We start from the raw sequence: 5,302 nt of genomic DNA, 5'->3' as shown, positions 1-5,302 counted from the left end.
CGGGATGTTCTGGAAATCTCGCCGAATCACTGCAAGAAGAGAATCTGCGTTGAGGTGTTTTCTCACTTTTCTGCCAGATGCTATTGTCGGGGGTAAAGCTTTGCTCGTTTGGTATGCTGATACTTTCATCGCGTCTCCTATGTATGGGCTTGATATCACATAGAAAACGCGCGACACTTCTTTGTAGGTTTGTCAAGAAAAAAGTGTCATGCTAAAAAATATTTTTCACATTATTTCAATAGATTAAGTTCATACTTCATATTAAATGTTTACGAAAGATGATTTTACCGAATGGCGCAATTTCAATGATTTAGATTTACATCGGGAATAGCTGACAGAGGGCTACTGTAAAATTTCTATATCTTCAGGCAGGATCGGAACAGCTTTTACCTTTCCTTTTTTTGTGAGAAAATAAAGTATAATAAGCTTACAGGCCTATTGATCCAAGACGGTACTCTGTAACTAGGGACAATCAGAAGTCTTTTATTAAGATTTAAATGGAGAACTCTGATGAATATATATAGAAAACCAAATATTTCATTAAGTATAATTATCTTGGCCTTTATTATGCTGATTCTACTGCCGTTTGTAGGATACGCAATTGACTGCATACCTAATGTGCCAGCAAATATAGAATCTGGACCTCTACCTGTTTCATTGGTAATTGACGATTCTAATTCAGACAATTTAGTGGAAGGCAACTCACTGGCCCCAGGGCGTTGTTACAGAACCCCCAGCCTAAATTCATTTTTATCTGAATTAGAGCGATTTGAAAGAGATAATTTACAAATTAGCACCTTATACATTATTTCACATTCAGGTAGTGATTTTGGGCACATAATTGGCGAAGGATTTTTGCAGTTCAGGCAGGGATCACCAATTCAAATTTCACTCAGCGACCTTGCCACTCGAATCAGAAATAGATTTAGTAATGGATACGCAGCTCCCCCAGAACGCATTTCTTTTCGTGGTTGCCGTATTGGTGGTAGTAATGAAGCGTCACTGCAAAACTTTCGAGGATCATTAGGAGCAAAGTACGCTGATGGTACAGATTGCTATACTGTGACCATGCAAAGTACTATGATCATCAATGGTCGCGAAATTAGACATCCGATTCAACTTACACCACAAGAGATGGTGTTCTTTAACGAAAATTTTGATGATTGGCTTAGAGAAGCTTTTGTTGCCCCTAATGGCAGAGAAGTTAGAAACTGTATCGTACCTCTCAAGCGAGGCGAATCAGCTCTGGAATATAAAAATGCCTTATATATTTACTATTTCCTAAATAGAGGTGCTTTAGTATCAGTATGGGCAACCCGAGATCACAATAATCATTTTACTGAAAATTCTGCATGCATGAAACATCTGCAGACGCATCAAGGGCGATGTAGATTGATAGAGGTTTCTGACAACAATAGTATTGTTTTCGCCAATCCTTCCTATGGTGGAAAATTTGTTGATTGGTGTTTGCATTGGGGAAAAGACTGCGGTGCTCCTGCTGCCACTGCATTCTGTAACATAAATGGCTACCAAAGAGCTGTTGATTGGCATGCCGAACCCAGAAATCCGACATATGTGCTTGGTGACAATAAAGAGTGTACGTTTGATTTCTGTAATGGATTTAGCAGTATTACATGTGAAAATTAGTGATCGATTATTTAGAACTGATTGCGAAATATCTTTTCGATTTTAAAACCAAAAGAGAAAACAGATCTCGATCATACAGAAATACCTCCAGATCGCAGATAGCTTGAGAATGAATTTCGGGAGGCTGTTAATCTGGCTGGCATATAGAATAAGTTATCGCGGCATCATGTCTGTTACTGCTTTTGGTAGTGTGTAGCCCATTTTTTGTTTTAAAAAGCCCACCGGTTTAATAATCTGATCAGCGACAGTTGTTCGCTGGAATTGCATAGTGTTGTCACAGAATTTGACCGTAAAGCCGAGCCTGAAATAGGCTACTCAATTTAAAAAAATCGTTTCACCTATAGAGCACTTTTCCCCTCGTAACATATAAGGCAACTGCCAAACAAGAACTCTAGCAGAGAATGCCCAATGAGCCTGAATGATTCAAAGGTTGCGGAATGTATTTGCCCCAAACAGGATTGCTGGCGAAGCGGTGACAAAAAAATGCCGTCCTACTGTGTGGCCAACACATATCTCGAGGAAATCGAGGCGGCGAAAAGAGAATACCGAAAGGATGAAAACATCCGACTCTATTCGGCCGCCTGTGAGGTAGGGGCAGTTAACGATGGCTTCAGACCCCGGATTGAAGAGGCCCTGCATTTTGCTAAACAGCTCAACTGCACAAGGGTCGGCCTTGCGGCTTGTGCGGCTTTTGAAAATGAGACTCGTATCCTGAAGTCTCTATTTCGCAAGGAAGGGATACAGGTATTCTGCACCAATTGCCCGATTGGCGGGGTCACAGCCGAGGAGCGAGGTCTTCCCCAACTTGCAGAATACATTAACTCTGCCTGCAATCCCATAGCTCAGGCAAAGATCCTCAACCGTGAGAGGACCGAGCTGAACTTTATTGTCGGGTTATGTATGGGACACGATATGGTCTATGTGAAAATCCAGACTCGATTTGACATGCAGTAGTGTAATGTTCTAATTTTATTAGACAGGCTCACTGATATCTTCATCTCCCAAGATTTACAGGAAAAAAATAAATGGATGGCTTGGAATCCGCTCTATAGATTAAGAGGTGACTATCCAGAGGCGGTAAAAACGGCAATATTTGTTTTGTGGTCTAATGGCATTGTCATGCTTTCAACTCTTTTATCGAGGTACTATGAAACAACGAATAAAGGACCTAATTACAAGAATTAAAGAGTTGGAAAATGAATTGTCGATTGAAATTGAAAATGAATTGAATGAAATTCAGAAACGGTTTGAATACACTGTTGAGCGAGGCAGAGTTCGTTTTCAAGAGGGTGCTCTCGCTACCCAAAAAGCTTTTAAGAAAAATCTGTACCGTTATTTTCGCGAGTCAAAGCTCATTTTTTTTCTAACCGCTCCCATCATTTACTCGGTTCTCATCCCACTCCTGTTGTTTGATTTATTCCTGACTCTTTACCAGGTTCTCTGTTTTCCTGTTTACCAAATTAGAAAAGTTAACAGAAAAGACTATCTCATAATTGACAGACAACACCTTGCTTATCTGAATCTTGTGGAAAAAGTAAACTGTATGTACTGCGGATATGCGAATGGACTTCTTTCGTACGCCTTAGAAATTGGTTCAAGAACAGAAAAATATTGGTGCCCGATCAAGCATGCTAAAAAAGTACGGGACCCGCATTCCAGGTACCGTGCATTCCTCGAATACGGAGATGGTGAAGGGTACAAGAACAAATTAAATGAATTTAGGAGGCCAAGAAAATGACATGAAATATCAGTTCGTTATGGCAATTGCATTGGCAGCGTAAAATGGAAGTGTATTGTTTTATTAGAGGTTTCATCGGCCAGTCTCAACAACGGGCTCTGAGATATTCATAAAGAGCTTCATTCACCGACATATGCTAACGTGGAAAGATCTGGTTGGTATCAATTAAACAAAAGGTGCAGCAGAATGCTGAAAGACATCATTTGCTACTGTTTTAACTACACTGAGTCAGACATTGAAGCAGATATTCTTGAAAACAGGAAATCCACCATTGAAGAACGTATTAAGGCAGAGAAAAAGGCCGGAACCTGTGAGTGTGTATCTAAAAATCCATCTGGAAAATGATGCTTAGGTGATGTTCACCGTGTAGTGAACAAGATTTACCAAAAAGAAGGAATTACCCCACCGATAAGCATTTCCTTAATGTGATATTCGCACAGTCATAATCATTTTTCATCCTGTACCGCTGAAAGTGTATTTTGATAATTAAATCCCTCGTTTTCCATCTAGCCGGTTGCACCTTTTGTTTTGAGAAAAAAATTGATACATTAGGACGTTGGCTATGAAATTAGCTGAAAGGTTTAGTAATTAAGTTAATTTTGCTAAAACAATGGAGGAGGGGAGAATGGAACAGCACGAAAATATTGAAAATCGAAGTAGACGGAGAGCTGTTAAAACCATTGTAGTCGGAGTGGGAGGACTTGCCGCATATCATACCTTACCTGTAAATTGGTCGGCGCCAGTAATCAATCAAATATTCCTTCCCGCACATGCTCAGACGAGTGGAGAGATTCCGAGTGTAGAGACTCCGGTGGCCACTGCAGGACCTGTTTCCGTTACCTTTACGGGTATATTTGAAAACCCAGTTGATGAAATATACCTAGATTTTGATGGAACAAACGCTACTCTATACGGAGGGACTAGTGGTCCCAATTCAAACACGGTATTCCAAATTGATGGTGATTGGGATTTTGCAAACTGGGATTGGTATGTTAATGGAAGTAACTGGCCACAAACACCTGATAACTGGAGTGGCCCCTCACCTACTCCCTCTGGCACAGGGGAGAACAACCAACAGCCCGGTAGTTACTCCTTTGAAGCAGATTATGGTGGACCAGGAGGAGGTCGTTTTAGAATCCACTTTACAGTAACCATCACTCCAACCACCCCTTACACATCACCAGCCAACGACAATGATTCTCGCACAATGACAGTTAGTAACGTTGAGATTTATGCTATCTGATTAATTTAGAGTCTAAATCTAAAATTTGCCCCATCTTATTAAGCAATAATGGTGGGGCATTTTTTTTTCATGAATCAGACGGTTCTTGATTCCTATATTTTTCGAGGGTGTTCAAAATTTTGTGTCAGTACGAAACTGGCCGAACCCTGTGGTTCGAATGTTTCGTTTCTATAGAAGCAATGGAATTCTAGAAGGCTTCCATCGAAAGATGAAGCTTATCCAACGAAGAGCTTACGGGTTCAGAAACTTTGAAAATTACCGATTACGGGTTAGAGTGCTGTGCGGATAAAAAAGGATAGAAATTTGATCAAGCTACATGGGGCCTATAAAGCACATCCCCTTTCTTGTTAATCAGCGTGCAATAATGACCCCTTAGAGAAGAAAACAGCGTCGAAAATTGACCCCTCTATGTTATCCCGTCCGTGATGAAATTATCACGGAGGAAATGGAGGATGTTAATAGTGGAGACCATAGCAAAAATACGTCGTTTACACTTTTCAGAAGGGCTTGGGATAAAAACGATTAGTCGTAAGCTTGGACTGTCTAGAAATACAGTCCGTAAAGTTATTCGTAGCGGTGCAACGGAACATACTTACGAGCGCAAGCTTCAACCCCAGCCTCAACTTGGCGAGTATGTTTCCCAGTTGGAGGAGTTGCTTGAAGCGGATTGGGAG

The 5,302-nt window shown here is 40.7% G+C and carries 5 protein-coding genes and 2 pseudogenes; all 7 read left to right on the top strand.

Annotated elements, in window-relative coordinates; translation table 11 throughout:
* Nucleotides 1-510 precede the first annotated feature (510 nt).
* Nucleotides 511-1,647 (top strand): hypothetical protein, encoded by a 1,137-nt coding sequence (locus tag BLQ17_RS21575; protein ID WP_092226302.1) that lies wholly within the window; start codon nt 511-513, stop codon nt 1,645-1,647.
* Between the two features lie 408 nt (nt 1,648-2,055).
* A complete protein-coding gene (locus tag BLQ17_RS21570) occupies nt 2,056-2,601 on the top strand; it encodes a DUF1847 domain-containing protein (RefSeq protein ID WP_092226300.1) in 546 nt (181 codons plus the stop codon).
* Between the two features lie 193 nt (nt 2,602-2,794).
* Nucleotides 2,795-3,385 carry a hypothetical protein gene (locus tag BLQ17_RS21565; protein WP_092226298.1) on the top strand — a complete coding sequence of 197 codons (591 nt, stop codon included), beginning with the start codon at nt 2,795-2,797 and terminating at the stop codon, nt 3,383-3,385.
* 186 nt (nt 3,386-3,571) lie between these two features.
* Nucleotides 3,572-3,730, top strand: a complete 159-nt coding sequence (locus BLQ17_RS21560) for a bacterioferritin-associated ferredoxin (protein WP_176761393.1) — start codon at nt 3,572-3,574, stop codon at nt 3,728-3,730.
* Between the two features lie 280 nt (nt 3,731-4,010).
* The gene (locus BLQ17_RS22405) at nt 4,011-4,628 is read left to right on the top strand and encodes a hypothetical protein (protein WP_143005606.1); all 618 of its coding nucleotides are present in this window, start codon (nt 4,011-4,013) and stop codon (nt 4,626-4,628) included.
* Nucleotides 4,629-4,764: 136 nt separating this feature from the next.
* Nucleotides 4,765-4,917 (top strand): annotated as a pseudogene (locus BLQ17_RS21550) (transposase); the annotation flags it as partial.
* Nucleotides 4,918-5,080: 163 nt separating this feature from the next.
* Nucleotides 5,081-5,302: pseudogene (locus tag BLQ17_RS23025) on the top strand (IS21 family transposase); the annotation flags it as partial.

Source organism: Desulforhopalus singaporensis (genome assembly GCF_900104445.1).
Classification (GTDB): domain Bacteria; phylum Desulfobacterota; class Desulfobulbia; order Desulfobulbales; family Desulfocapsaceae; genus Desulforhopalus_A; species Desulforhopalus_A singaporensis.
The sequence above is the reverse complement of the archived record's forward strand: the minus strand, read 5'-3'. Positions and strand labels throughout refer to the sequence as shown.